The 24,229-nt window shown below is 64.5% G+C and carries 21 protein-coding genes; 16 read left to right on the forward strand and 5 right to left on the reverse strand.

What is annotated here, in order from left to right:
• Positions 1 to 2: 2 nt before the first annotated feature.
• Genes ACUXVH_RS15565 through pepN form a run of 3 tightly spaced genes read left to right on the forward strand, consistent with a single transcriptional unit; the run spans position 3 to position 3,760 of the window.
• On the forward strand, positions 3 to 263 hold the full coding sequence (locus ACUXVH_RS15565; protein WP_011061566.1) for a YeaC family protein: 261 nt from the start codon (positions 3 to 5) through the stop codon (positions 261 to 263).
• Positions 260 to 1,090, forward strand: a complete 831-nt coding sequence (locus tag ACUXVH_RS15570) for a DUF2797 domain-containing protein (protein ID WP_019092921.1) — start codon at positions 260 to 262, stop codon at positions 1,088 to 1,090. Before ACUXVH_RS15565 ends, ACUXVH_RS15570 begins: the two co-directional genes overlap by 4 nt.
• Positions 1,091 to 1,102: 12 nt before the next feature.
• On the forward strand, positions 1,103 to 3,760 hold the full coding sequence (gene pepN / locus ACUXVH_RS15575; RefSeq protein ID WP_065364172.1) for an aminopeptidase N: 2,658 nt from the start codon (positions 1,103 to 1,105) through the stop codon (positions 3,758 to 3,760).
• Positions 3,761 to 4,021: 261 nt separating this feature from the next.
• Here pepN and ACUXVH_RS15580 read toward each other — a convergent pair whose 3' ends face one another.
• Positions 4,022 to 5,686 (reverse strand): SulP family inorganic anion transporter, encoded by a 1,665-nt coding sequence (locus tag ACUXVH_RS15580; protein ID WP_065364171.1) that lies wholly within the window; start codon positions 5,684 to 5,686, stop codon positions 4,022 to 4,024.
• A gap of 346 nt (positions 5,687 to 6,032) precedes the next feature.
• On the opposite strand from ACUXVH_RS15580, the gene ACUXVH_RS15585 reads away from it, so the two are divergent.
• From ACUXVH_RS15585 to ACUXVH_RS15620, 8 genes are all read left to right on the forward strand, one after another.
• A complete protein-coding gene (locus ACUXVH_RS15585; protein WP_065364170.1) occupies positions 6,033 to 7,082 on the forward strand; it encodes a WD40/YVTN/BNR-like repeat-containing protein in 1,050 nt (349 codons plus the stop codon).
• A 32-nt stretch (positions 7,083 to 7,114) separates the two neighbouring features.
• The gene (locus ACUXVH_RS15590; protein ID WP_011061561.1) at positions 7,115 to 9,490 is read left to right on the forward strand and encodes an efflux RND transporter permease subunit; all 2,376 of its coding nucleotides are present in this window, start codon (positions 7,115 to 7,117) and stop codon (positions 9,488 to 9,490) included.
• Between the two features lie 214 nt (positions 9,491 to 9,704).
• Complete coding sequence (locus ACUXVH_RS15595) at positions 9,705 to 9,998, forward strand: DUF5629 family protein (protein WP_011061560.1); 294 nt, start codon at positions 9,705 to 9,707, stop codon at positions 9,996 to 9,998.
• On the forward strand, positions 9,985 to 11,163 hold the full coding sequence (locus ACUXVH_RS15600; RefSeq protein WP_065364169.1) for a lactonase family protein: 1,179 nt from the start codon (positions 9,985 to 9,987) through the stop codon (positions 11,161 to 11,163). The genes ACUXVH_RS15595 and ACUXVH_RS15600 overlap by 14 nt, the downstream gene beginning before the upstream one ends.
• Before the next feature lie 155 nt (positions 11,164 to 11,318).
• Complete coding sequence (locus tag ACUXVH_RS15605) at positions 11,319 to 11,498, forward strand: hypothetical protein (RefSeq protein WP_015635803.1); 180 nt, start codon at positions 11,319 to 11,321, stop codon at positions 11,496 to 11,498.
• A 196-nt stretch (positions 11,499 to 11,694) separates the two neighbouring features.
• The gene (locus ACUXVH_RS15610) at positions 11,695 to 11,820 is read left to right on the forward strand and encodes a hypothetical protein (protein WP_015635802.1); all 126 of its coding nucleotides are present in this window, start codon (positions 11,695 to 11,697) and stop codon (positions 11,818 to 11,820) included.
• A gap of 112 nt (positions 11,821 to 11,932) precedes the next feature.
• Complete coding sequence (locus tag ACUXVH_RS15615; RefSeq protein WP_041118455.1) at positions 11,933 to 12,112, forward strand: hypothetical protein; 180 nt, start codon at positions 11,933 to 11,935, stop codon at positions 12,110 to 12,112.
• Entirely contained in the window at positions 12,109 to 12,369 is a 261-nt protein-coding gene (locus tag ACUXVH_RS15620) for a hypothetical protein (RefSeq protein ID WP_041118453.1), read from the forward strand. Before ACUXVH_RS15615 ends, ACUXVH_RS15620 begins: the two co-directional genes overlap by 4 nt.
• A gap of 60 nt (positions 12,370 to 12,429) precedes the next feature.
• Here ACUXVH_RS15620 and ACUXVH_RS15625 read toward each other — a convergent pair whose 3' ends face one another.
• Both ACUXVH_RS15625 and ACUXVH_RS15630 read right to left on the reverse strand, forming a co-directional pair.
• Positions 12,430 to 15,528, reverse strand: coding sequence for an efflux RND transporter permease subunit (locus ACUXVH_RS15625; RefSeq protein WP_019095826.1), 3,099 nt, complete (start codon positions 15,526 to 15,528; stop codon positions 12,430 to 12,432).
• A gap of 9 nt (positions 15,529 to 15,537) precedes the next feature.
• The gene (locus tag ACUXVH_RS15630) at positions 15,538 to 16,692 is read right to left on the reverse strand and encodes an efflux RND transporter periplasmic adaptor subunit (RefSeq protein WP_011061553.1); all 1,155 of its coding nucleotides are present in this window, start codon (positions 16,690 to 16,692) and stop codon (positions 15,538 to 15,540) included.
• Between the two features lie 202 nt (positions 16,693 to 16,894).
• Here ACUXVH_RS15630 and ACUXVH_RS15635 point away from each other — a divergent pair, with 202 nt between their 5' ends.
• The 5 genes from ACUXVH_RS15635 to nudC all read left to right on the forward strand — a co-directional run bounded on the left by ACUXVH_RS15635 (position 16,895) and on the right by nudC (position 21,823).
• The gene (locus tag ACUXVH_RS15635) at positions 16,895 to 17,596 is read left to right on the forward strand and encodes a response regulator transcription factor (RefSeq protein ID WP_011061552.1); all 702 of its coding nucleotides are present in this window, start codon (positions 16,895 to 16,897) and stop codon (positions 17,594 to 17,596) included.
• A gap of 4 nt (positions 17,597 to 17,600) precedes the next feature.
• Complete coding sequence (locus ACUXVH_RS15640) at positions 17,601 to 18,905, forward strand: ATP-binding protein (protein WP_011061551.1); 1,305 nt, start codon at positions 17,601 to 17,603, stop codon at positions 18,903 to 18,905.
• Positions 18,906 to 19,181: 276 nt separating this feature from the next.
• Positions 19,182 to 19,958: a class I SAM-dependent methyltransferase gene (locus ACUXVH_RS15645; RefSeq protein ID WP_065364168.1), complete on the forward strand. Its 777-nt coding sequence runs from the start codon at positions 19,182 to 19,184 to the stop codon at positions 19,956 to 19,958.
• A 215-nt stretch (positions 19,959 to 20,173) separates the two neighbouring features.
• Positions 20,174 to 20,986, forward strand: a complete 813-nt coding sequence (locus ACUXVH_RS15650; protein WP_065364167.1) for a crotonase/enoyl-CoA hydratase family protein — start codon at positions 20,174 to 20,176, stop codon at positions 20,984 to 20,986.
• Positions 20,987 to 20,992: 6 nt separating this feature from the next.
• Positions 20,993 to 21,823, forward strand: coding sequence for an NAD(+) diphosphatase (nudC, locus tag ACUXVH_RS15655; protein WP_011061549.1), 831 nt, complete (start codon positions 20,993 to 20,995; stop codon positions 21,821 to 21,823).
• Here the strand turns inward: nudC and ACUXVH_RS15660 are convergent.
• The gene (locus tag ACUXVH_RS15660; RefSeq protein WP_011061548.1) at positions 21,791 to 22,570 is read right to left on the reverse strand and encodes a TSUP family transporter; all 780 of its coding nucleotides are present in this window, start codon (positions 22,568 to 22,570) and stop codon (positions 21,791 to 21,793) included. The genes nudC and ACUXVH_RS15660 overlap by 33 nt on opposite strands.
• Positions 22,571 to 22,858: 288 nt before the next feature.
• Complete coding sequence (locus ACUXVH_RS15665; protein ID WP_011061547.1) at positions 22,859 to 24,094, reverse strand: acyl-CoA dehydrogenase family protein; 1,236 nt, start codon at positions 24,092 to 24,094, stop codon at positions 22,859 to 22,861.
• Between the last annotated feature and the right edge of the window lie 135 nt (positions 24,095 to 24,229).

A 24,229-nucleotide genomic window follows, 5' to 3' on the forward strand; every position in this document is an offset into this window, starting at 1 on the left:
GTATGTCGTCCTTTGTTGAAATGATCGAAAACATCACCCCCGAGATCTACCAGAGCCTGAAACTGGCGGTAGAGATCGGCAAATGGTCCGATGGCCGCAAGCTCACCGCCGAACAGCGTGAACTGTCCCTGCAGGCGATGATCGCCTGGGAAATGCAGAATCTGCCCGAGGATCAACGTACCGGCTACATGGGCCCGCAGGAATGCGCCTCGAAGTCGGCGCCGGTGCCGAACATCCTGTTCAAGTCGGATGCCATCCATTGATCGAGATTGGCCGCGGTTCCATCAGTAAAATGTCGGCGCGCCTTGACGGGTCGAACGTTGAATACGCTTTTCGCCTGGGCGACAGCGAGGTACCGGTCAACCCCTTGATCGGCACCACAGTGCGCCTGGAATACCTGGGTGCGATCCATTGCAGCCATTGCGGGCGCAAGACCAAGACCAGCTTCAGCCAGGGCTACTGCTACCCGTGCATGACCAAGCTGGCCCAGTGCGATATCTGCATCATGAGCCCGGAACGCTGCCACTACGACGCCGGTACTTGCCGCGATCCGTCATGGGGCGAGCAGTTCTGCATGACCGACCACGTGGTCTACCTGGCCAACTCGTCGGGGATCAAGGTCGGCATCACCCGCGCCACCCAACTGCCGACCCGCTGGCTCGACCAGGGCGCCAGCCAGGCGCTGCCGATCATGCGCGTGGCGACCCGCCAGCAATCGGGCTTCGTCGAAGACCTGTTCCGTTCCCAGGTGGCCGACAAGACCAACTGGCGCGCCTTGCTCAAGGGTGATGCCCAGGCGGTGGACCTGGTGGCAGTGCGCGAGCAGCTGTTCGCCGCCTGCGCCGAGGGCCTGTTGGCCCTGCAGGAGCGTTTCGGCTTGCAGGCGATCCAGCCGGTGACCGACATCGAGCCTCTGGAAATCCGCTATCCGGTCGTGGAGTACCCGACCAAGATCGTCAGCTTCAACCTGGACAAGAATCCGATCGCCGAAGGTACGTTGCTGGGGATCAAGGGCCAGTACCTGATCTTCGACACCGGCGTGATCAACATTCGCAAATACACGGCGTACCAGCTCGCCGTGCATCAGTAGAAGGAATTCGCCATGCGCACCGACCAACCGAAGATGATCTACCTGAAGGACTATCAGGCCCCCGAGTACCTGATCGACGAGACCCACCTGACCTTCGAGTTGTTCGAGGACCACAGCCTGGTCCATGCGCAGCTGGTGATGCGTCGCAACCCGGCCCGGGGCGCCGGCCTGCCGCCCCTGGTGCTGGACGGCCAGCAACTGGAACTGCTGTCGGTGAGCCTCGCCGATCAGCCGCTGAGTGTTGACGACTACCAGCTGGACGACAGCCACCTGACCCTGCACCCGACCAGCGCCAGCTTCACCCTGGACACCAGCGTGAAGATCCACCCGGAAAGCAACACCGCCCTGGAAGGCCTGTACAAGTCCAGTGGCATGTTCTGCACCCAGTGCGAGGCCGAGGGCTTTCGCAAGATCACCTATTACCTCGACCGCCCGGACGTGATGAGCAAGTTCACCACCACCGTGGTCGCCGAGCAGCACAGCTACCCGGTGCTGCTGTCCAACGGCAACCCGATCGCCAGCGGCCCGGGAGAAGACGGCCGGCACTGGGCGACCTGGGAAGACCCGTTCATGAAACCGGCCTACCTGTTCGCCCTGGTGGCCGGAGACCTGTGGTGCGTGGAAGACAGCTTCCGCACCCAGAGCGGTCGCGACGTAGCGCTGCGCATCTATGTCGAGCCGGAAAACATCGACAAGTGCCAGCACGCGATGAACAGCCTCAAGAAGTCCATGCGCTGGGACGAAGAGACCTATGGCCGCGAGTACGACCTGGACATCTTCATGATCGTCGCGGTCAACGACTTCAACATGGGCGCCATGGAAAACAAGGGCCTGAACATCTTCAACTCCAGCGCCGTGCTGGCCCGTGCCGAAACCGCCACCGACGCCGCGCACCAGCGGGTCGAGGCCATCGTTGCCCACGAATACTTCCATAACTGGTCGGGCAACCGGGTGACCTGCCGCGACTGGTTCCAGCTGTCGCTCAAGGAAGGTTTCACAGTGTTCCGCGACGCCGGTTTCTCCGCGGACATGAACTCGGCCACGGTCAAGCGCATCCAGGACGTGGCGTACCTGCGGACCCACCAGTTCGCCGAAGACGCCGGCCCCATGGCCCACGCCGTGCGTCCGGAAAGCTTTATCGAGATCTCCAACTTCTACACCCTGACCGTGTACGAAAAGGGTTCGGAAGTTGTCGGCATGATCCACACCTTGCTCGGCGCCGAAGGCTTCCGCAAGGGCAGCGACCTGTACTTCGAACGCCATGACGGCCAGGCCGTGACCTGCGACGACTTCGTCAAGGCCATGGAAGACGCCAACGGCGTCGATCTGACCCAGTTCAAGCGCTGGTACAGCCAGGCCGGTACGCCACGGCTGGCGGTCAGCGAGTCCTACGACGCAGCGGCGAAAACCTACAGCCTGACCTTCCGCCAGAGCTGCCCGCAAACCCCGGACAAGGTCGAGAAACTGCCGTTCGTGATTCCGGTGGCCCTGGGCCTGCTCGATAGCACCGGTGCCGACATGGCCTTGCGCCTGGCGGGTGAAGCCGCCGCCCAGGGCTCGTCCCGCGTGTTGTCGGTGACCGAGGCCGAGCAGACCTTTACCTTCGTCGAAATCGCCGAACAGCCGCTGCCCTCGCTGCTGCGGGGTTTCTCGGCTCCGGTGAAGCTGAGCTTCCCCTACAACCGTGACCAGCTGATGTTCCTCATGCAGCACGACAGCGACGGTTTCAACCGCTGGGACGCCGGCCAGCAATTGTCGGTGCAGGTGTTGCAGGAACTGATCGCCCAGCACCAACAGGGCCGGGCGCTGGTGATGGACGAACGTCTGGTGGCTGCCCTGGGCACTGTGCTCGCCGATGACAGCCTGGATCAGGCCATGGTCGCCGAAATGCTGTCCCTGCCGGGCGAGGCTTACCTCACCGAGATCAGCGAAGTGGCGGATGTCGAGGCGATCCACGCGGCTCGCGAGTTTGCCCGTCAGCAACTGGCTGACAGTCTGTTCGATGCCCTGTGGAAGCGCTATCAGGCCAATCGGCAGGTGTCCAAGGCCACCGCCTATGTGGCCGAGTCCGAGCATTTTGCCCGTCGCGCGCTGCAGAACATCGCCCTGTCGTACCTGATGCTGACCCACAAGCCCGAGGTGCTGGCTGCGGCCATCGAACAGTTCGACAGCGCCGACAACATGACCGAGCGCCTGACCGCCCTGGCAGTGCTGGTCAACTCGCCGTTCGAGGCCGAGAAGGCCAAGGCCCTAGAAGTATTCGCCGAGAACTTCAAGGACAACGCCCTGGTCATGGACCAGTGGTTCAGCGTGCAGGCCGGCAGCCCGTTGCCCGGTGGCCTGGAGCGGGTCAAGGCACTGATGCAGCACCCGGCGTTCAACATCAAGAACCCGAACAAGGTGCGGGCGCTGGTGGGGGCGTTTGCCGGGCAGAACCTGATCAACTTCCACGCCGCCGATGGTTCGGGCTATCGCTTCCTGGCGGACCTGGTGATCCAGCTCAACGGCTTCAACCCGCAGATTGCCTCGCGGCAACTGGCGCCGCTGACCCGCTGGCGCAAATACGACAGTGCCCGCCAGGCACTGATGAAAGGCGAACTGGAGCGCATCCGTGCCTCCGGCGAGCTGTCCAGCGATGTGTTCGAGGTGGTGAGCAAAAGCCTCGCCTGAGGCTTGTATCGCCCCCGGCATCGCCTTCGCTGGCAAGCCAGCTCCTACGGACCCAAGCCACCGCATATCCCCCCGTAGGAGCCGGCTTGCCGGCGAAGAGGCCCTCAAGCCTTGTACCGCCCTCGGCATCGCCTTCGCTGGCAAGCCAGCTCCTACGGACCCAAGCCACCGCATACCCCCTCCGTAGGAGCCGGCTTGCCGACGAAGAGGCCCTCAAGCCTTGTACCGCCCTCGGCATCGCCTTCGCTGGCAAGCCAGCTCCTACGCGAGCGGTGGTGGTGGGGAGGCAGGGGGGATTTGGCTCTGTAGCGCTTCGCTCAAGTCGCGGTGATAGTTCTGCGCGCCGATGGCGTGCAGGATGCCGACCCGCTCCAGCTTGCCGTGCACCTTGAGGTTGGCTTCGCACAGCTTCACCACAATCGCGCGCTTGTGCAGCTGGCCTATCACTTCTTCCAGGGTCTGCAGCCCGGTAATGTCCATGAACGGCACATGCTTGAGGCGGATGATCAGCACCTGCGGGTCGCTGTGGGTCTGGGCCAGGGCCCGTTCGAAGGTCTCCGCGGCGCCAAAGAACAACGGCCCTTCGATGGTGTAGATCAGTACGCCCGGTGGCAGGTGCTGCTGGCCACTGCGGTGCAGTTCCTGCTGCAGATCCTGTTCCACCACTTGTTGCACTTCCACCGAGGAGGCCATGCGCCGCAGAAAATGCAGCATGGCCAGGACCACGCCGATGTTCACCGCGATCACCAGGTCGCTGAACACGGTCAGCACAAAGGTGCACAGCAGGATCGCCACATCGGCCCGGGGGGCCCGTTGCAGCATGCGCTTGAAGTGGTGCAGCTCGCTCATGTTGTAGGCCACCACGAACAGGATCGCCGCCAGGGCGCACAGCGGAATGTTCGCTGCCAGCGGCGCCAGGAACAGGATGATCAGCAGCAGCACCAGGGCATGGACGATACCCGCCAGCGGGCTGCTGCCGCCGTTGCGGATATTGGTGGCGGTACGGGCAATGGCGCCGGTGGCGGCGAAACCGCCGAACAGCGGGGTGACCAGGTTGGCGATGCCCTGGCCCATCAGTTCCTGGTTGGAGTCATGGCGGGTGCCAGCCATGCCATCGGCCACCACCGCCGACAGCAGCGATTCGATGGCCCCGAGCATGGCGATGGCGAAGGCCGGGCCGATCAGGTCCAGGACCTGCGGCAGGCTGACCTCTGGAAACTGCAACGCCGGCAAGCCCTGGGGAATGCCACCGAAGGCACTGCCAATGGTGGCCACGCCCTGGAACTGGAACAGCGACTGCAAGGCCGTGGCCAGGGTCATGGCCAGCAGGGGGGCCGGCAAACGCTTGAGCTGGGGGATGCGCGGCACCCATAGCAGCAGCGCCAGGCTCAGCAGGGCCAGCAGGGTGGTGGTCAGGTGCAGTTGGGGCAGGGCTTGCAGCAGGTGCCAGAGTTTCTGATGAAAGTGCTCGCCGCCGACCGCGGGCAGGCCGAAGAAATCCTTCCACTGGCTGACCCAGATGATTACCCCGATACCGGCGGTGAAGCCCAGGATCACCGGGTCCGGGATGAACTTGATCAGGGCGCCCAGGCGGCTGATGCCCAGCAGGAACAGGATCAACCCGGCCATCAGGGTCGCCAGTTGCAGGCCGCCGACCCCGTATTGGGCGGTGACCCCGGCAAGGATCACGATAAAGGCCCCGGTGGGCCCGGCGATCTGCACCCGGCTGCCGCCGAACAGCGACACCAGCAGGCCGCCGACGATGGCGGTGTAGATGCCCTGTTCGGGCTTGACCCCGGAGGCGATGGCGAAGGCCATGGCCAGGGGCAGCGCCACCACTGCGACAATCACCCCGGACACCAGGTTGCGGCCCCAGTGCGCACGTCCCAGCAATCCGGCTTTCCACGCCTCGCGTATGGCAATCATGGCTCTGTCCTGAAGTCTGTCCGGCTCATCATAGCCCCGGCCGGGGAGTGTCGGCCCCTGTCCTGGATCAGGCTTTGTCCCACTGTCGCGCAGACGCGGCCTAGACACATCCATCAGTCTTGCGAATGGCCGATCATGCAGGGTTTCGGCAGGGGCTGATGGTTAACAAAAGATAACGTGGCGTCGATTGTCAGACCTTTCCAAAGCCCGATAGGATAGCCCGCAGCCGAAGGGGCTCTAGATTGCAGTTTCCAGGACGATCGTCATGATCGCCCAGGCCTGCGCAGCCCCCTCAAGGCGCCCTGAGAGGTTGAATGACCTGACAATAATAATGGGGGAATGGTCTATGAGTGAGCCTGTCATGGGTGTGGTTGTTGGCCGCCCGCCGGCGCTGCGCACGTTCGCACTGTTGGCTACAGCGCTCTCGCTGTTGGGCGTCGTGACGCTGTCGACGCCAGTCCTGGCCGCTGCCACTGCAGCGGATTCTGTCTATTCCATCGAATCGCCCAAGGCGGCGAAAAGCCTGATGCTCGATGTGGTCCACGCCGGCAAGCGCCTGGTGGCGGTGGGCGATCGCGGGCACATTCTCTATTCCGACGACCAGGGCCAGACCTGGGTCCAGGCCAAGGTGCCGACCCGGCAACTGCTGACGGCGGTGTACTTCGTCGATGATAAGCGCGGCTGGGCGGTGGGCCACGATGCCCAGGTCCTGGCCAGCAGCGACGGCGGTGCCACCTGGACCCGGCAGTTCCAGGACCTCAAGCGCGAGGCACCCTTGCTCGATGTATGGTTCAAGGACACCCAGACCGGCTACGCCGTGGGCGCCTACGGGGCCCTGCTGGAAACCAGCGATGGCGGCCAGCATTGGGAGGACGTCAGCGACCGCCTCGACAACGAGGACCAGTTCCACCTCAACGCCATTGCCCAGGTCAAGGATTCCGGGCTGTTCATTGTCGGCGAGCAGGGCAGCATGTTCCGCTCCGCCGATGACGGGCAGACCTGGGAGCGCCTCGAAGGCCCTTATGAAGGCTCGTTGTTCGGCGTGATCGGCACCGGCCAGCCGGCCACTCTGCTGGTCTATGGCCTGCGCGGCAATCTCTACCGCTCCACGGATTTCGGCAGCACCTGGGAACAGGTGGAGTTGAACGCCGCCCGTGGCGCCCTGGAGTTCGGCCTGTCGGGGGCGACCCTGCTGGACGATGGCACGCTGGTGATCGTCGGCAACGGCGGCAGCGTGATCCGCAGCACCGACCACGGCCAGACCTTCAGCGTATTCAACCGTGCGGACCGCATCTCGCTGTCGGCGGTCACCGCTGCCGGCAACGGCGACCTGATCCTGGCCGGGCAGGGCGGTGTACGGGTTTCTGCAGCAACGGGCGCTGAACTCGGCCAATAAGCCGGGCACATAATAAGAAGGTGGGGAATTCCATGAGCAGTCATCACCAGGACAAGGCGAACTTTCTTGAGCGCCTGATTTTCAATAACCGCCCGGCAGTGATCTTCATCTGCTTGCTGGTCAGCGCTTTCCTGTTCTGGCAGGCGACCCTGATCCGGCCGTCCACCAGCTTCGAGAAGATGATCCCGCTCAAGCACCCGTTCATCGAGCGGATGATGGAGCACCGCAACGACCTGGCGAACCTGGGCAACACCGTGCGCATCTCGGTGGAGGCCCGCGACGGCGACATCTTCACCAAGGACTACATGGAAACCCTGCGGCAGATCAACGACGAGGTGTTCTACATCTCCGGCGTCGATCGCTCCGGGCTCAAGTCGCTGTGGAGCCCCAGCGTGCGCTGGACCGAAGTGACCGAAGAGGGCTTCGCCGGCGGCGAGGTGATTCCCCAGAGCTACAACGGTTCGGCCGACAGCCTCGAACAGTTGCGCAACAACGTGCTCAAGTCCGGCCAGGTCGGGCGCCTGGTGGCCAACGACTTCAAGTCCAGCATCGTCGATATCCCGCTGCTGGAGTCCTACCCGGACCCGCAGGACCAGGGCAAGCTGCTGGCCCTGGACTACCAGAAATTCTCCCACCAGCTGGAAGAGAAGATCCGCGACAAGTTCGAGGCGCAGAACCCCAATGTGAAGATCCACATCGTCGGCTTCGCCAAGAAGGTCGGCGACCTGATCGACGGCCTGATCATGGTGGTGATGTTCTTCGGCGTGGCCTTCATCATCACCCTGGTGCTGCTGTACTGGTTCACCTGGTGCATCCGCAGCACCATCGCGGTATTGATCACCACCCTGGTGGCGGTGGTCTGGCAACTGGGCCTGATGCACGCCTTCGGCTTCGGCCTGGACCCGTATTCGATGCTGGTGCCGTTCCTGATCTTCGCCATCGGCATTTCCCACGGGGTGCAGAAGATCAACGGCATCGCCTTGCAGTCCAGTGATGCCGACAATGCCCTGACCGCGGCGCGGCGCACCTTCCGCCAGCTGTTCCTGCCGGGGATGATCGCGATCCTCGCCGACGCCGTGGGCTTCATCACCTTGCTGATCATCGATATCGGGGTGATCCGCGAGCTGGCCATCGGTGCCTCCATCGGTGTGGCGGTGATCGTGTTCACCAACCTGATTCTGCTGCCGGTGGCGATTTCCTACGTCGGCATCAGCAAGCGCGCCATCGAGCGCAGCAAGAAGGACGCTTCCCGCGAGCATCCGTTCTGGCGCCTGCTGTCTAACTTTGCCAGCCCCAAAGTCGCGCCGATTTCCATCGCCCTGGCCCTGGTGGCCTTTGCCGGCGGCCTCTGGTACAGCCAGAACCTGAAGATCGGCGACCTCGACCAGGGCGCGCCGGAGCTGCGTCCCGACTCGCGCTACAACAAGGACAACAACTTCATCATCAGCAACTACTCCACCAGTTCCGACGTGCTGGTGGTGATGGTCAAGACCGCGGCCGAAGGCTGCTCGCGCTATGAGGCCATGGCGCCGATCGACGAGTTGATGTGGAAGATGCAGAACACCGAGGGCGTGCAGTCGGCGATTTCCCTGGTGACCGTCTCCAAGCAGATGATCAAGGGCATGAACGAGGGCAACCTGAAGTGGGAAACCCTGTCGCGCAACCCTGACGTACTGAACAACTCCATTGCCCGGGCCGACGGCCTGTACAACAACAACTGCTCCCTGGCGCCGGTGCTGGTGTTCCTCAACGACCACAAGGCCGCGACCCTGGATCGCGCGGTGCATGCGGTGCAGGAGTTCGCCACGCAGCACAACAAGGACGGCCTGGAGTTCATTCTCGCTGCCGGCAACGCCGGGATCGAGGCCGCGACCAACGAGGTGATCAAGGAGTCCGAGCTGACCATCCTGATCCTGGTCTACATCTGCGTGGCCGGCATGTGCATGATCACCTTCCGCTCCTGGGCGGCGACCCTGTGCATTGTCCTGCCACTGGTGCTGACGTCGGTGCTGGGCAACGCGCTGATGGCCTTCATGGGCATCGGGGTCAAGGTGGCGACCCTGCCGGTGGTGGCGCTGGGGGTGGGCATCGGCGTGGACTACGGCATCTATATCTACAGCCGCCTGGAGAGCTTCCTGCGGGCCGGCCTGCCGCTGCAGGAGGCCTACTACCAGACCCTGCGCTCCACCGGCAAGGCCGTGCTGTTCACCGGCCTGTGCCTGGCCATCGGCGTGTGCACCTGGATCTTCTCGGCCATCAAGTTCCAGGCCGACATGGGCCTGATGCTGACCTTCATGCTGCTGTGGAACATGTTCGGTGCCCTGTGGCTGCTGCCGGCCCTGGCGCGGTTCCTGATCAAGCCGGAGAAGCTGGCGGGGCAGAAGGGCAACTCGCTGTTCGCCCACTGATCCCGTTGCATGAGTACTCAGCCGCACCCTCGGGTGCGGCTTTTTCATGCCTGGTGTTCCGAGGGGAAAGCAGGTGGTGCTGAAGAACCGGGCGGCCCCGGCAGTGCCTGTCGGAGGATGTGTCCGGGGCAGTCGCTTGCGCGGCGCAATGCTGGCCCAACCCGGCAGCGCCAATCAGCTATCATTGCGCCTTTCCATCTGATGACTGATCGCTATGACCGCTGCTACCGACACCTTGATCTGCGCCCTTGAAGCCTGCGACATGCTGGAAATCGACGGCCTGCACGCTTTCGATTTCACCCTCGACGAGCAGCGCCTGCTGATCGAGTGCATGGACGGCCGCGCGGCCAAGCGCTGGAGCTTTACCCTGGCCCAGGTCCAGGCCGCGACCTTCGACCAGGACTTGCAGAGCTGGACCCTGGCAGGCGACTCCGGTGAGCACCGCCTGGTGTGCATGAGCGCGTTCAGTGCCCGCGACGAAGAGGAAGGTGAACATGAAGATGCGTAATTTCTGGCCCCTGCTGATGGCCGGCAGTGTCGGTGCCATGGCGGTCCAGGCCGCGCCGGCCACCGAAACCCATGAGCTGCTGGTGGGGTCCTATACCCAGGGCCAGAGCCAAGGTCTGTACCGCCTGCAATTCAATGAGCGCACCGGGCAGATCGACCCCAAGCCGCTGCAGGTGGTGAAGAGCTCCAACCCGTCCTGGCTGACCTTGTCCAAGGACCTCAAGTTCGTCTTCGCGGTGAATGAGAACAGCCCGGGGCAGGCCGACCCCATCGGTCGTGTCAGCAGCTACAGCCTGGCGCCGAAAACCCATCAACTGAGCCTGATCAACCAGGTGCAGAGCCAGGGTAACGAGCCCACCCATTCCAGCCTGAGTGCCGACGGCAACTACCTGTTCGTCAGCAACTATTCGGTGGATGTGGATCCGGGCGGCAGCCTGGCGGTGGTGCCGGTCAGCGATGACGGTCATCTGTCGCCGGTGGTGCAGCTCACCAGTCATCCGGCCAGCCGGGTCGACCCCGAGCGCCAGCAATCGGCCCACGTGCATTCGTCGGTGCCGTCCCCGGACGGCAAGTTCCTGTTCGCCAACGACCTGGGTGCGGACAAGATCTTCGTCTATCGCTATGACCCCAAGGCCAATGCGGAACACCCGCTGAGCCCGGCCGACCAGGCCTTCGTCCAGCTGCCGCCGGGCAGCGGCCCGCGGCACCTGCTGTTCAGCGCCGATGGCAAGCATGCCTACCTGACCATGGAAATGAGCGCTCAACTGGCGGTGTTCGACTACCAGGACGGCAAGCTGACTCAGCGTCAGATGCTCGACCTGGCGGCCAACGGCTCCAAGGAGAAAAAGGCCGCCGCGGCTTTGCACGCTTCCAAGGACGGCCAGTACCTGTATGTCAGCAACCGGGGCACCGCCAACCAGTTGCTGGTGTTTGCCATCGACCCGGCCAATGGCCAGCTCAAGGAAATCCAGCGGCGTTCGGTGGAAGGCGATCACCCACGGGAGTTCAGCCTCGACCCGAGCAACCGCTATGTGCTGATCGGCAACCAGAAAAGCAACGAGATCGTGGTGATCGAGCGCGACGCCAAGACCGGTTTCCTGGGCAAGACCGTGCAGAAACTGCCGTTCGATTCCCCCAGCGATATCAAATTCCTGGTGCGTCAATAGACCGCAGGCCCCGGCGTCCGGGGCCTGACTCCTTCTATTAACGACGCTGATAATGGCTACTGCCGCAAAGAATTTTTTCCCGCCAACCCTCGGGAGTAAGTTTGCTTCACGGCCCACACGGGCAAGCAAGCCAACTGAATACGAGGGTTATACCGATGAACTTCAATCTCTTCTCCGTGATCGCAGCCTCCGCCATTTCCGCCACCGTGGCACTGCCTGCCAGCGCCAGCGTGGAAATCAGCCAGAAGAAATCCAGCACCAACACCTACACCCAGAAGTACCTGCAACAAAGCGCCAACTTCTACGCCGCCCTGGATCACAAAGCCCAGCAATGAGCGCTCTGGATCACCCCGCAAGCAGCAAACCCAAGGTATGCAGGAGCGAAGTCACTGAAGCAGTGATGTCGCTCCTGCATCACCTGTTTGCGACTTATTCTTCCCGCCAGGCAAATTTTGCTTGGTAGTGTCATATAGCCATGTGTTTAAATTTGACGCTGAATTATTGACTCTTTCCCGAGCAAGGATCGATAGCATGGTGATGCGTCTGACCGTGGTTCTGCTGTTGCTCTACTCCACCCCCATCCTGTCCTCTGCCCAGCCTGTCGAAGGCGAGCCGGAGACTTCCCGCGAGCGTCTGACCAGCCTGTTGCAGGACTGAGACGCCGGTTTAAAGCATCAAGAAAATTGATGATGGCTATGGATATAAACGTCTTTTTACTGGCGTTTGATTGATAGATCCTCTGGGCACGAAAACGCCTCAGGAGATCACCATGGCCCGTTCGATCCTCAGTTCCGCCAAGCACGGCGCCTACCTGGCGCTGGGGCTTTATCTGCTTCTGATGCTCTGGGCCAGCCTGGCTGCGGGCCTGCCGAGCGCTGCGTTGATTGATTCCGGCGCGGCAAGCGGCCAGGGCCCGGTACTCCATGCCGAAGCGGGGAGACGGCCATGAAAGGGCGCCGTCTGATGATCACCGCCTTCCTCGCGTTCTTCACCAATGGCACCAGCCTGCTGGGGCTGGGCCAGGGCTCGGCCGGAGCATTGGCGCGGGCCATCGAATGCAATCACCAGATCGCCCATCACAGCCAGGCGGCCAAGGCTCCGGCGCTGCTGGCGGGCAATCCACCGGGCAAATCCGCTGCGGCCTTTCCCGGGCCTTTCGCCCTGGATTGCCCACAGGCACGGGTATGCCCGGCCATGGCGGCCTGAGACGAGAAGAGGGGGGCAAGAGAAGAAGGGGCCCCGGAACCGGGACCCCATGCAGCGATGTCAGTCCTTGGACGAACCGCGTTTCACCAGTTTCATCACCACCACGAAGAACACCGGCACGAAGATCACTGCCAGGGTCGCGGTGATCATGCCGCCGATCACCCCGGTACCGATCGCCTGCTGGCTGGCGGAGCTGGCGCCGGTGGCGATGGCCAGGGGCACCACGCCGAGGATGAACGCCAGCGAGGTCATGACGATGGGGCGCAGGCGCAGGCGTGCAGCCTGCACCGTGGCATCGATCAGATCATGGCCTTCGTCGTACAGGCTCTTGGCGAACTCGATGATCAGGATCGCGTTCTTCGCTGACAGGCCGATGATGGTGATCAGGCCGACCTTGAAGAACACGTCGTTGGGCATGCCGCGCAGGCTCACCGCCAGCACTGCGCCCAGTACCCCCAGGGGCACCACCAGCAGCACCGAGGTGGGAATCGACCAGCTCTCGTAGAGCGCCGCCAGGCACAGGAACACGATCAGCAGCGACAGGCCCAGCAGCATCGGCGCCTGGCTGCCGGACAGCCGTTCCTGGAGTGACAGGCCGGTCCATTCCAGGCCCAGCCCGGTGGGCAACTGCGCCACCAGCCGTTCGATTTCCTGCATGGCTTCACCGGTACTGTGGCCAGGGGCCGGCTCGCCGGAGACGGCAATGGCCGGGTAGCCGTTGTAGCGGGTCAGTTGCGCAGGGCCCAGGCTCCAGCTGGCGCGGACGAAGGCCGACAGCGGCACCATCTTGCCGGCGCTGTTGCGCACGTTCAGGCGCAGCAAGTCTTCGACCTGGCTGCGCTGGTCGCCTTCGGCCTGGATCACCACCCGCTGCATCCGCCCCTGGTTGGGGAAGTCGTTGACGTAGGACGACCCCAGGGCGGTGGATAGCAGGCTGCCGATATCGGCAAAGGACACGCCCAGGGCGTTGGCCTGCTTGCGGTCGACCTCCAGTTGCACCTGCGGCGCTTCGGCCAGGGCACTTTCCCGGACGTTGGCCAGGATCGGGCTCTTTTCCGTGGCCTTGAGCAGCTCGTCCCGAGCCTGCATCAGGGCCGCGTGGCCGACGCCGCCACGGTCCTGCAGGCGGAACTCAAAGCCGCTGGAGGTGCCCAGGCCATCGATCGGCGGCGGCAGCACGGCGTACACCACGGCATCCTTGATCGCGCCGAGGGCGGCGTTGGCGCGGTCGGCGATGGACATCGCCGAATCCTCGCTGCCCCGTTGCGACCAGTCCTTGAGCGTGGTGAAGGCCAGCGCGGCGTTCTGCCCGTTACCCGAGAAGCTGAAGCCGAGAATGATGGTGCTGTCGCCGACTCCCGGTTCGCTGGCGTTGTGCGCTTCGATCTGCTCCACCACCTTGATCGTGCGGTTCTGGCTGGCACCAGGTGGCAGCTGGATGTCGGTGATGGTGTAGCCCTGGTCCTCCACGGGCAGGAAGGAGGAGGGCAGGCGGCTGAACAGCAGCGCCATGATCGCCAGCAGCGCCAGGTAGATCAGCAGGTAGCGGCCGGTACGCTTGAGCGCATAGGTCACGCCGCCCTGATAGCTGTCGCTCAGGCGTTCGAAGCGCCGGTTGAACCAGCCGAAGAACCCCGTGCGTTCATGGTGTTCGCCCGCCGCGATGGGCTTGAGCAGGGTGGCGCACAGGGCCGGGGTCAGGGTCAGGGCGAGGAACGCCGAGAACAGGATCGAGGTGGCCATGGACAGCGAGAACTGCTGGTAGATCACCCCCACCGAGCCGGGCATGAAGGCCATGGGGATGAACACCGCTACCAGCACCAGGGTGATGCCGATGATGGCCCCGGTGATCTGCTGCATCGCCTTGCGCGTGGCTTCCTTGGGCGACAGGCCTTCGGTGGCCATGATCCGCTCGACGTTCTCCACCACCACGATGGCATCGTCCACCAGGATGCCGATGGCCAGCACCATGCCGAACATGGTCAGCACGTTGATCGAGAACCCCAGGGCCAGCATGGTGGCGAAGGTGCCCATCAGGGCCACGGGCACCACCAGGGTGGGGATCAGGGTGTAGCGGATGTTCTGCAGGAACAGGAACATCACCAGGAACACCAGCACCATGGCTTCGGCCAGGGTGTAGAGCACCTTGGTGATCGAGACCTTGACGAAGGGCGAGGTGTCGTAGGGGATCTTGTATTCCACGCCGGCCGGGAAATAGCGCGACAGCTCGTCCATCTTGGCGCGGATCAGGGTCGCGGTATTCAACGCGTTGGCCCCGGGGGACAACTGCACGCCCACCGCGGTGGACGGCTTGCCGTTCAGGCGGGTGCCGTACTGGTATTCCTGGCTGCCGACTTCCACCCGGGCCACATCGCCGATGCGTACCGTGGAGCCGTCGGGGTTGGCCCGCAGGACGATATCGGCAAACTCTTCAGGGCTGGACAGCTGGCCCTTGACCAGGATGGTCGCGGTGATTTCCTGGCTGGCGGGGTTGGGCAGGTCGCCGATGCTGCCGGCCGGAACCTGGGCGTTCTGCGCCGCCACCGCGGCGTTGACGTCGGCCGGGGTCAGGTTGAAACCGATCAGTTTCTGCGGGTCGAGCCAGATCCGCATGGCCCGCTCGGCACCGTACAACTGGGCCTTGCCGACGCCATCGAGGCGGCGGATCTCGTTCATCACGTTGCGCGCCAGGTAGTCGCTGAGGGCGACATCGTTCAGGCGGCCGTCACTGGAGGTCAGGGTGATCAGCAAGAGGAAGCCGGCGGAGACTTTCTCCACCTGCAGGCCCTGCTGGGTCACCGCCTGGGGCAGGCGCGGTTCCACTGCCTTGAGACGGTTCTGCACGTCCACCTGGGCCAGTTCCGGGTTGGTACCCGGCTGGAAGGTGGCGGTGATGGTGGCGCTGCCGAGGCTGCTCTGGGACGAGAAGTACAGCAGGTGGTCGGCACCATTGAGCTCCTGCTCGATCAGGCTGACCACCGATTCGTCCAGGGTCTGCGCCGAGGCGCCCGGGTAGGCGGCGTAGATCTCGATCTGCGGCGGGGCCACGGTGGGGTATTGCGCCACCGGCAGTTGGGGGATCGCCAGGGCGCCGGCCAACAGGATGAAGAAGGCGACCACCCAGGCGAATACCGGGCGGTCAATAAAGAATTGCGGCATGTGTACTACCTACTGGCCAGGGTTCTGGACGTGCGCAAGGGGGCTGGCGTCGATTTCCACCGGCTCGCCGGGGCGGGCGTGTTGCAGGCCTTCGACAATCACCCGGTCACCGGGCTTGAGGCCCTCGGTGACGATCCAGCGATCGTTCTGCACTCCACCCAGTTGCACCGGGTGCTGCACCACGTTGTTTTGCGCATCCACCAGCAGCACCTGGGCGATGCCGGCGCTGTCGCGCTGGATGGCCCGCTGCGGCACGCTGATGCCTTGCTGGTTGACCGCCTGTTCCAGGCGCACGCGCACGAAACTGCCGGGCAGCAGGTCGAGGTCCGGGTTGGGGAACTCGCTGCGCAGGATGATCTGCCCGGTACTCGGGTCAACGCTGATATCGGCGAACAACAGCTTGCCCGGCAGCGGGTAGAGGCTGCCGTCGTCCTGGATCAGGGTCGCCTTGGCCTGGTCCTTGCCCACCTGCTGCAACTGGCCGGCGCGGAAGGCCCGGCGCAGGTCGTTGAGTTCACGGGTGGACTGGGTCAGGTCGGCGTGGATCGGGTCCAGTTGCTGGATCAGCGCCAGCGGCGTGGTCTCGTTCTGGCCCACCAGGGCGCCTTCGGTGACCAGGGCGCGGCCGACCCGGCCGGAAATCGGCGCGGTGACGGTGGCATAGCCGAGGTTGAGCTTGGCCCGCTGCACCGCGGCCTGGTTGGCGGCGACGTCGGCGCTGGCCTGGCGTGCCGCAGCCCGGGCATTGTCGTATTCCTGGCCGCTGATGGCCTGGTCGGCGACCAGCTTGGAATAGCGCTGCTCCTGCAACTGCGCCTGGAAGGCGGTGGCCTCGGCCTTGCGCAGGCTGGCCTGGGCGCTGTCCAGGTCAGCCTTGAACGGGGCCGGGTCGATGCGGAACAAGACCTCGCCCTGCTTGACGTCGGAGCCTTCGCGGAAGGTCCGTTGCAGCACCACCCCGGCTACCCGGGCGCGGACTTCGGCGATCCGTGGCGCGGCGATGCGCCCGCTCAGTTCGCTGGTGATGGACAGGGCCTGGCTCTGTACGGTTTCGATCCGTACCTTGGCCGGTGGCGGCGTCTGCTCGCCTTCGGTCTTGCCACACGCGCTCAGCGCCGCTGCCAGAACGACCAGGCAGAATGGCGCAAAGAGTTTATTCGACATGCTGATACCCCAATAATGACCTCGGCATGCTAAGGGCATGGGTCAAGGCCCGCTGTGAAGCTGTGTAGGTGCTGTGTGAAAAAGTGTGAAGCCTGCGCACCGGTGCGGCCAGGGTTGTATATCCTTGGCGCCTTGCTGGTTTTGCCCGGTGCCTTATAAAGAACGCCGGTATTCTGTATTTCTTCAATAAAGATCGCTCTCCATGCCCAATATTCTTCTTGTCGAAGACGACACCGCGCTGTCCGAACTGATCGCCAGCTACCTGGAACGCAATGGCTATCAGGTCAGCGTGATCAGCCGTGGTGACCAGGTGCGGGAGCGGGCCAAGGCCAGCCCGCCGGACCTGGTGATCCTCGACCTGATGCTGCCGGGCCTGGATGGCCTGCAAGTCTGCCGCCTGTTGCGCGCCGACTCGGCGACCCTGCCGATCCTGATGCTGACCGCGCGGGATGATAGCCATGATCAGGTGCTGGGTCTGGAAATGGGCGCCGACGACTATGTGACAAAACCTTGCGAACCGCGAGTGCTACTGGCCCGGGTCCGTACCCTGTTGCGCCGTAGCAGCCTCAGCGAGCCGCAGAGCGCCAGCGACCAGATCCTCATGGGCAACCTGTGCATCGACCTGTCGGAGCGCACCGTGACCTGGCGCGAGCAGTTGGTGGAGCTGTCCAGCGGCGAGTACAACCTGCTGGTGGTGCTGGCCCGGCATGCCGGTGAAGTGCTGAGCCGCGACCAGATCCTGCAGCGCCTGCGGGGCATCGAGTTCAACGGCACCGATCGTTCGGTGGACGTGGCGATCTCCAAGCTGCGGCGCAAGTTCGACGATCACGCCGGCGAGGCGCGCAAGATCAAGACCGTGTGGGGCAAGGGTTACCTGTTCAGCCGTTCCGAGTGGGAATGCTGATTCCATGCTGCGCATCCTGGTCCGTCTGTACCTGATCACCATCATTGCCTTCAGCGCCGCGATCTACCTGATCCCGGACCTGGTGATCAAGGTTTTCCACGAGCGTTTCCTGGACTACAACCTGGACCAGTCCCGGGGCCTGCAGAGCCTGATCGTCAAGCAGTTCCGCGCCTTGCCGGCGCAGCAGTGGCCGACCCTGGTTAAGGAGATGGACGAGGAGTTCCACCCGCTGCAGGTGGCCCTGGTGCGCATCGACGACCCGGATTTCAGCGATTACGAGCGCGAGCGCCTGCAACGCGGCGAGAAAGTGGTGCGCCTGGGCGATTGGGGCTGGCGCACCCTGGCGGTGTCGCCGCTGGATGAGCAACTGGCGGTGAAGCTGGTGGTGCCGCCGGACCCGCTGGACGTCAACCTGCTGTACTGGAGCATCAATGTCCTGATCGTCGCCGTGCTGCTGGCCTGCCTGCTGCTCTGGGTGCGCCCGCACTGGCGTGACCTGGAGCGCCTCAAGCGCACCGCCGAACGCTTCGGCAAGGGCCATCTGGGCGAGCGCACCCAGCTGCCCGCCAGTTCCAACATCGGCAGCCTGGCCAATGTCTTCGACACCATGGCCGGGGATATCGAAAAACTCCTGAACCAGCAGCGTGACCTGCTCAACGCGGTGTCCCACGAACTGCGCACGCCCCTGACCCGGCTGGATTTCGGCCTGGCCCTGGCGCTCTCCGACGATTTGCCGGCGGCCAGCCGCGAGCGCCTGCAAGGGCTGGTGGCGCACATTCGCGAACTGGATGAACTGGTACTGGAGCTGCTGTCCTACAGCCGCCTGCAGAACCCGGCGTGCCTGCCGGAGCAGATCGAGGTGTCCCTGGACGAGTTCATCGACAGCATCCTGGGCAGTGTCGACGATGAGCTGGAGTCGGATATCGTCATCGACGTCCTGCTGCACGGTGCCCTGGAACGTTTCACCCTGGACCCGCGGCTGACCGCCCGGGCCTTGCAGAACCTGCTGCGCAATGCCACCCGTTATTGCGAGAAACGCATCCAGGTGGGGGTGCTGGTCAGCGACGACGGCTGCGAGATCTGGGTCGACGATGACGGCATCGGCATTCCCGACGACGAGCGCGAGCGGGTGTTCGAGCCGTTCTACCGCCTGGACCGCAGCCGCGACCGCGCCACCGGCGGCTTCGGCCTGGGCCTGGCGATCAGCCGCCGGGCCCTGGAAGCCCAGGACGGCACCCTGACCGTGGAAGCCTCGCCCCTGGGCGGCGCGCGTTTTCGCCTGAGCCTGCCGCCCCCGCCCAGGGCCTGAATCCGTAGGAGCCGGCTTGGCGGTGAAAGGGCCGCAGAGCCCAGCGCTTGTCTCAAGGCCGCCTACCAGGCGGTGCGGCGCGGATTCGTTGGAGGAGCCGGCTTGGCGGCGAAGAGGCCCCTGAGCCGAGCGCCCCTGCGGATAACGCCTTCGCTGGCAAGCCAGCTCCTGTAGCCTGCTCCTGCAACGGGGGTGCAACTGACAGGAGTTTCATGCTGTCTGTTGTCGGGCACGGTTTATCCTGTTCGTACTCACCCGCAATGAGGAGGTTCATCCATGAACGATCAGGCGATTCATCATGCTGCGGCCGACGGCTACCAACAGGCCGCCGATACCTATGTGCGGGGCCGGCCGGACTATCCGCCAGCCCTTGAGCCCTGGCTGCGGGAGACGCTGGGCCTCGGGCCGGGCAGGGTGGTGGTGGACCTGGGCGCCGGCACCGGCAAGTTCACCGGCCGCTTGCTGGCCACGGGGGCCCAGGTGATCGCGGTGGAGCCGGTCGAGCAAATGCGCGCCAGGCTGGCGGCGGCCCAGCCCGAGGCCCAGGTACTGGAGGGCAGCGCCGAGGCGCTGCCGCTCAAGGATGCCTCGGTGGATGTGCTGGTCTGTGCCCAGGCCTTTCACTGGTTTGCCCACCGCGCGGCACTGGAGGAAATCCATCGCGTGCTCAAGCCCGGCGGCAAGCTGGCCCTGGTGTGGAACCTGCGGGATGCCCGGGTGCCCTGGGTGGCGCGCCTGGACGCCATCGTCAATGCCTTGCAGGCCGATACCCCGCGCTATTACACCGGTGCCTGGCGCCAGGCCTTTCCCCACCCGGGTTTCGGGCCCCTGCAGGAACAGCATTTCACCCAGGGCCACAGCGGCACGCCGGAGGACGTGATCTTCAACCGTGTGCGCTCCACCAGCTTCATCGCCGCCTTGCCCCAGGCCGAGCGCGAGGCCGTGGACCGGCAGATCGCCGCCCTGATCGACAGCGAGCCGCAGCTGCGGGGCAAGGCCCAGGTCACCGTGCCTTACACGACCGCCGCCTTCTATTGCATCAGGCAAGGCTGAGCTCATCACCCCCACATCGCCCCCATGTAGGCGCTGGCTTGCCAGCGAAGGCGTTATCCGCAGGGGCTCTCGGCTCAGGGGCCTCTTCGTCGGCAAGCCGGCTCCCGCAGGGGCGGTGGCCAGTCCCGCTTTTGGCCGATGCGCTGCCTTACGGCCCGCCGCCGCCACTTGCTATAGTTCGGCCCTCATTTTCTGCCCAGTAAAGGATCACTGCCATGTCCGAATACCAAGCCTTTCGCGTCGAACTCGCTGACAACATCGCCCATGTGCAGATCAACCGCCCGGAAAAGATCAACGCCATGAACGCCGCGTTCTGGAGCGAGATCGTCGAGATCTTCCGCTGGATCGACGACACCGACGCAGTGCGCGTGGTGGTGCTCAGCGGTGCCGGCAAGCATTTTTCTTCGGGCATCGACCTGATGATGCTGGCCGGGGTGGCCAACGAACTGGGCAAGGATGTGGGCCGCAACGCGCGCCTGCTGCGGCGCAAGATCTTCCAGCTGCAGGCCTCGTTCAACGCCGTGGACAACTGCCGCAAGCCGGTGCTGGCGGCGATCCAGGGCTATTGCCTGGGGGGCGCCATCGACCTGATCAGCGCCTGCGACATGCGTTACGCCGCGGACGATGCGCAATTCTCGATCAAGGAAATCGATATCGGCATGGCTGCGGATGTCGGCACACTGCAACGTTTGCCACGTATCATCGGCGACGGCATCCTGCGCGAGCTGGCCTACACTGGGCGCACCTTCGGTGCCGAGGAAGCACGCAGCATTGGCCTGGTCAACCGGACCTACAGCGATGCCGCAAACCTGCTGGACGGGGTCATGGGAATTGCCCGGGAGATCGCCGCCAAGTCGCCGATCGCGGTCAGCGGCACCAAGGAAATGCTCAGCTACATGCGTGACCACCGTATTGATGACGGCCTGGAATATGTCGCCACCTGGAACGCTGCCATGTTGCAGTCCAACGACTTGCGCGTGGCCATCGCCGCCCACATGAGCAAACAGAAACCCGAATTTCTGGATTGATTGACGATGATTGAACGCTGGACCACCGCAGTACTCGACACCGACCTTCCCGGCGGCTGGGCCGTGGCCCGCGGCCCGGACGGCTTTCTCTATGACGACAACGGCGCGCTGTTCCCCCGGCACTGGCTCAAGGGCCAGGACCTGCCGCTGCTGGCGGAACACGGCATCGGCCATCTCGATGGCGAGCCGGTGTACCTGCTGGAACTGAGCGCCCGGGCCGAAGTGCCGGGCTGCGGCTGGAAAGGCCTGCGGGCCTTCATGCTGGAGGGCGATCACACCCTGTACAAGGTCCTGGGCTATGCCGCGCAGATCGGCACCTGGGCCCGGGAGCACCGGTACTGCGGCAGTTGCGGGCGGCCCATGGCCCAGGTGCCGGGGGAGCGGGCGATGTATTGCCAGCCTTGCGACCTGCGCAGCTACCCGCGCATTTCACCGAGCATGATCGTGCTGATCACCCGCGGTGACGAAATCCTCCTGGCTCGTTCGCCGCGCTTCGTCACCGGGGTCTACAGCACCCTGGCAGGCTTTGCCGAGCCGGGCGAGTCGGCGGAGGACTGCCTGATTCGCGAGGTGCGCGAAGAGGTGAGCATCGAAGTCAGGAACATCCAGTACGTGGGCAGCCAATGCTGGCCGTTCCCCCATTCGATGATGCTGGGCTTTCACGCCGAATACGCCGGCGGCGAGATCATTCCCCAGGAAGACGAGATCGAGGACGCCCAGTGGTTCAGCGTCCATGCGCTACCGCCGTTGCCGGCCTCGCGCTCGATTGCCCGCTACCTGATCGATCTCTATGTGGCGCGCCGCCTAGGCCACGCTGAACCAGTGCTGCCAGGCTAGGCGCACGGTCAGCCCAAGGACCACGGTGATGAACACCGGGCGAATGAACTTGGCACCACCGCTGATGGCGGTGCGTGCGCCGAAGAAGGCCCCGACCATCACCGACAGGCCCATGCACAGGCCGATGATCCAGTCCACCTGCCCGGAAAACACGAACACCGACAGCGCCGCGATGTTGCTGACGAAGTTCATGCTGCGGGCCACGCCGCTGGCCTTGACCAGGTCGATGGGGTAGAGCAGCAGGCTGCTCACGGTCCAGAACGCCCCGGTGCCGGGGCCGGCCACGCCGTCATAGAAGCCCAGGCTGAAGCCCTGGCTCGATTGCCACTTCTTCTTGATCGGTGCGTCGCTGTCCAGTGGCGCCTTGGGCGTGCCGCCGAACAGCAGGTACAGGCCGCAGGCGAAGACGATCACCGGCAGCATCTTGTTCAGCCATTCCGCCGGCAGGTAGTGAGCGACGATGGCCCCGGTCAGGGCGCCCACCAGGGTGCCGACAATGGCGTGGGTCCATTGCCTGGGGTGGAACAGCTTGCGCCGATAGAAGGTGAAGCTGGCGGTGGCCGAGCCGAAGGTCGAGCTGAGTTTGTTGGTGCCCAGCACCAGGTGCGGCGGCAGGCCGGCGGTGAGCAGGGCCGGGGTGGTGAGCAGGCCGCCGCCGCCGGCAATGGCGTCGATGAAACCGGCGATGAAGGCCACGAGGGCGAGAATGGCGAGGGTGGTCAGGTCTACGCTGAGTTCGAAGGGCATGGGGTCGGCTTATTTCGGCGAGAAGCGCAAAGGGGGCTGCGCGAAAGTCCGCCATATTACCTGCAACCCAGCCCGCCGCGCGACCGCCTCGACCTTGGTCGGATGCCTCTCCCTGAACCGAGCGCCCGCCTGGATGACGCCTTCGCTGGCAAGCCAGCTCCTACGGGGCGGTGCGCCGAGATTTCGCTGCAGGAGCCGGCTTGGCGGCGAAGAGGCCGCTGGGCCGAGCGCTCGCCTGGATGACGCCTTCGCTGGCAAGCCAGCTCCTACGGGGGGCGGTGCCTGAGGTCAGCGCTGGGGGCCGTTGCCAATCTGCCAGACAAAGGGGGGCTCGCTGCCGTTGATCTTCCAGTCGCCGACGATCCGCGCCTTGTAGATCACCGGGTTGTGCGAAGACACGGTGCGCGCATTGCGCCAGTGCCGGTCCAGGGCCTTGCCCTGGCGAATGTCCGAAGCCCCCAGGGCATTGAACAGCTCGCTGGTGGCGCGCTGGACCAGTTCGGTGACCACCACCTGGGCCGTGGCCGATTCGATTTCCGCCGCCACATTGGCCGCGCGCTCCTGGGCCGGATCCCCGGCAAAGCGCGCCAGGTAGGCCTGTTGCGCAGGGGCTGCAGCACGCAGGGCGGCGGCTTCGGCGGCATACACCAGGGCCGCGATCTCGCCCACCACCTGCTGCACCTGGGCATCGGCGCTGGCCTGGGGCGCGTTGCCGTGGCTGTAGATGCGCTTGCGCACCCGCACTTCGTGGGCCACATCACGTAGCGCCGCGCGGCCGATGCCGGCCAGGGTCGCCAGCAGCACCAGCTGGTAGAAAGCGGTCTGGTATTTGAAGCGGGTTGCGAAGTCGATGATGTTCTCGGCGTCCACTTCAGCGTCCTGGAAGCGCGAGGTGCCGCTGCCGGTGGTGCGCTGGCCGAAGCCGTCCCAATCGTCGCTCTGCTCGATGCCCGGCTGGCGGGTGCGCACCGCGGCAATCACGTCGCCACCGGTGTCCGTGCGCTGGGCATAGACATCGATCCAGTCGGAGAAAATGCTTCCGGTGCTGTAGAACTTTTCGCCGTTGAGGCGCCATTTTTCGCCATCCGGAGAGACTTTGGTGATGACCTGGCCGATGTCCACGGCGCCGATTTCGGTCCAGGCGCAGCCGACGATATCGCCTTCGACAAAGCGCTTGAACCACAGGTCCCGGCCCGGCCCGGGCGTGGCATTGAGCCGATCCTCGACAAAGGCAAAGTGCCCGCGCAGGGCCTGGGGCACGTTGGCGTCGGCCTCGGCCAGCTCGATCAGCAGCTGGAACAGCTGGGGCAGGGAAGCGCCGCCACCGCCATATTCCAGCGGCACCCGTACCGCGCCGAATCCGGATTCCTTGAGCCACTGGATGGGCTCGTAGGGCAGTTTGCGTTGCTGTTCCCGTTCCACCGCGCCACTGGCGATGCGCTGGAAGATCGGGCGAAAGCCTGCGGCCAGGGTCTCGTAGTCGACCCCCACGGACAGCGGATTGATTACCTGGTGTTCAGTCATGGTGTAGCTCCTGGGTTCGGCAGAAAAAAGCGCTGCAGGGTCCAGGCCGATTGCACACACCATGCCGAAGCCGCAAACGCCGGTTTGCCGGGGCAAGGGCTCCGGCAGAGCGCCTGCAACTGTTGCTCCGCCAAC

The organism is Pseudomonas sp. 8(2025) (assembly GCF_052665325.1).

Excerpts from the sequence above, each read along its gene's own strand:
- ACUXVH_RS15640 (WP_011061551.1), top strand. The coding sequence starts at position 17,601 with ATGCTGCGCATCCTGGTCCGTCTGTACCTGATCACCATCATTGCCTTC.
- nudC (WP_011061549.1), top strand. The coding sequence starts at position 20,993 with ATGATTGAACGCTGGACCACCGCAGTACTCGACACCGACCTTCCCGGC.
- ACUXVH_RS15650 (WP_065364167.1), top strand. The coding sequence starts at position 20,174 with ATGTCCGAATACCAAGCCTTTCGCGTCGAACTCGCTGACAACATCGCC.
- ACUXVH_RS15590 (WP_011061561.1), top strand. The coding sequence starts at position 7,115 with ATGAGCAGTCATCACCAGGACAAGGCGAACTTTCTTGAGCGCCTGATT.
- ACUXVH_RS15635 (WP_011061552.1), top strand. The coding sequence starts at position 16,895 with ATGCCCAATATTCTTCTTGTCGAAGACGACACCGCGCTGTCCGAACTG.
- ACUXVH_RS15610 (WP_015635802.1), top strand. The coding sequence starts at position 11,695 with ATGGTGATGCGTCTGACCGTGGTTCTGCTGTTGCTCTACTCCACCCCC.
- ACUXVH_RS15615 (WP_041118455.1), top strand. The coding sequence starts at position 11,933 with ATGGCCCGTTCGATCCTCAGTTCCGCCAAGCACGGCGCCTACCTGGCG.
- pepN (WP_065364172.1), top strand. The coding sequence starts at position 1,103 with ATGCGCACCGACCAACCGAAGATGATCTACCTGAAGGACTATCAGGCC.
- ACUXVH_RS15630 (WP_011061553.1), bottom strand. The coding sequence starts at position 16,692 with ATGTCGAATAAACTCTTTGCGCCATTCTGCCTGGTCGTTCTGGCAGCG.
- ACUXVH_RS15585 (WP_065364170.1), top strand. The coding sequence starts at position 6,033 with ATGAGTGAGCCTGTCATGGGTGTGGTTGTTGGCCGCCCGCCGGCGCTG.
- ACUXVH_RS15605 (WP_015635803.1), top strand. The coding sequence starts at position 11,319 with ATGAACTTCAATCTCTTCTCCGTGATCGCAGCCTCCGCCATTTCCGCC.
- ACUXVH_RS15620 (WP_041118453.1), top strand. The coding sequence starts at position 12,109 with ATGAAAGGGCGCCGTCTGATGATCACCGCCTTCCTCGCGTTCTTCACC.
- ACUXVH_RS15580 (WP_065364171.1), bottom strand. The coding sequence starts at position 5,686 with ATGATTGCCATACGCGAGGCGTGGAAAGCCGGATTGCTGGGACGTGCG.
- ACUXVH_RS15665 (WP_011061547.1), bottom strand. The coding sequence starts at position 24,094 with ATGACTGAACACCAGGTAATCAATCCGCTGTCCGTGGGGGTCGACTAC.
- ACUXVH_RS15625 (WP_019095826.1), bottom strand. The coding sequence starts at position 15,528 with ATGCCGCAATTCTTTATTGACCGCCCGGTATTCGCCTGGGTGGTCGCC.
- ACUXVH_RS15565 (WP_011061566.1), top strand. The coding sequence starts at position 3 with ATGTCGTCCTTTGTTGAAATGATCGAAAACATCACCCCCGAGATCTAC.
- ACUXVH_RS15660 (WP_011061548.1), bottom strand. The coding sequence starts at position 22,570 with ATGCCCTTCGAACTCAGCGTAGACCTGACCACCCTCGCCATTCTCGCC.
- ACUXVH_RS15595 (WP_011061560.1), top strand. The coding sequence starts at position 9,705 with ATGACCGCTGCTACCGACACCTTGATCTGCGCCCTTGAAGCCTGCGAC.
- ACUXVH_RS15645 (WP_065364168.1), top strand. The coding sequence starts at position 19,182 with ATGAACGATCAGGCGATTCATCATGCTGCGGCCGACGGCTACCAACAG.
- ACUXVH_RS15600 (WP_065364169.1), top strand. The coding sequence starts at position 9,985 with ATGAAGATGCGTAATTTCTGGCCCCTGCTGATGGCCGGCAGTGTCGGT.